The following is a 725-nucleotide window of genomic DNA, read 5'->3' as shown; positions in this document are numbered from 1 at the left end:
CCTAACGTTTCCGTATCAACTCCGGCCGCGGCGGCGGCAGCGGCGAAATAGCGGACCGTTACGGCCACGGTGTGCTCCGTCATCTAGCCGCCGATCGCGCTCATCGGCCGCACGGGCTGCACGAAATCCGGGTCGTTGATCCCGTGTCCCGCGGGCTTTGCCCACATCGCCGTCCGCCAGACCGTTTCGATGGCGGCGTCGTCGGCGCCACCGCGCAGCAGCGCGCGCAGGTCGCTCTCCTCGGTGGAGAACAGACAGCTGCGAATCTGGCCGTCGGCGGTCAGCCTCGTGCGGTCACAGTCCGAACAGAACGCGTGCGACACGGACGCGATCACTCCGACGGTGCCCGCGGGGTGATCAGCGCTCGCCGCGACCTGCCAGAGCTCGGCCGGCGCCGAGCCGCGCGGCTTCGGATCGGGCCGCAGGTCGAAGTGGCGGCGCAGGGTGCCGAGAATGGCTTCGGAGTCGATCACGGTGCCGCGCTGCCAGGTGTGCCCGGCGTCCAGCGGCATCTGCTCGATGATCCGCAGCTGGTATCCGTGATCCAGGCAGTAGCCCAACAGGTTCACCACGTCGTCGAGACCCGAGACCGGGTCGAGCACCGCGTTGACCTTCACCGGCTGCAGTCCGGCGGCCTTGGCGGCCGCCAGGCCGTCGAGCACGTCGGCCAGTCGGTCCCTGCGGGTGATCCGGGCGAAGTGGGTGGCGTCGACGCTGTCCAGCGA

General features: G+C 69.8%; 1 protein-coding gene. It reads right to left on the bottom strand.

Translation table 11 applies throughout. The features are described from left to right. Positions 1-83: 83 nt before the first annotated feature. Positions 84-725 (bottom strand): GTP 3',8-cyclase MoaA (locus RNB18_RS50720; protein ID WP_394817800.1); only part of this gene is annotated, 642 nt, incomplete at its 5' end.

Source organism: Streptomyces doebereineriae (assembly GCF_031845645.1).
Lineage (GTDB): Bacteria > Actinomycetota > Actinomycetes > Streptomycetales > Streptomycetaceae > Streptomyces > Streptomyces canus.
Note: the sequence above shows the minus strand (reverse complement) of the source record. Positions and strands in the feature narration are given on the sequence as shown.